This is a genomic window from Vibrio sp. 1402 (genome assembly GCF_033340275.1).
Genome location: NZ_JAWOWE010000249.1, coordinates 1 through 722, shown reverse-complemented (window position 1 = coordinate 722; position 722 = coordinate 1). Strand labels below are relative to the sequence as shown.

The 722-nt window shown below is 45.8% G+C and carries 1 protein-coding gene; it reads right to left on the bottom strand.

Annotated elements, in window-relative coordinates; all coding sequences use genetic code 11:
• Window positions 1-120 precede the first annotated feature (120 nt).
• Window positions 121-722 (bottom strand): murein hydrolase activator EnvC family protein (locus R7044_RS25370; RefSeq protein ID WP_225456018.1); only part of this gene is annotated, 602 nt, incomplete at its 5' end.

The following is a 722-nucleotide window of genomic DNA, read 5'->3' as shown; positions in this document are numbered from 1 at the left end:
GAATGCATTTATTGATGCGGTAGAAACGTACTACGCATAGCATTTTCCAAAATATGAATACAACAAAGGAGCCGAGTGGCTCCTTTGTTTTTACTACAAGTAAATAAATAAGTTAGATAATCAGCGCTTTAACCAAGACTTCGGGTTCTGTGCTTCACTATTACGGCGGATTTCGAAATACAGTGATGGTCGGTCCTGCCCGCCTGTATCACCAGCGAGTGCTATCACTTCGCCTGCGGTGACTTTATCGCCTTCTTTTTTGGTTAACGCTTGATTGTAGCCGTAAAGCGTCATGTCACCTTTACCGTGATCAAGCAGCACCACTAAACCGTAACCTCTTAAATACTCTGCAAATACGACTGTGCCAGGGTAAACTGCTTTAACTTGTTGACCATAGTTAGCGGAAAGCACCATACCTTTCCAGTTTACTTGTCCGGTTTGACGCGTACCGAAGTTATGTAACACACTGCCTTTGAGTGGCCATGGTAGTTTGCCGCGCTGTTTGCCGAGCCCGTCCATTGGTACCGCATTTCGCTTGGCGGCTTTTGCAATCTCGGCTTTTAGACGGGTTTCATTGCGTTGTAGCTCAGCAAGGTAACGTTTGTCGTTTTTAATGCTGCTCTGAATTTTGTTCAGCGTTTGCTTACGATTCGACTGCGTACTGGCCAGTGCGGTACGCTTTTCTGATTGCTGCTTGAGCAGGGTTTCGATCTGCACTTTCT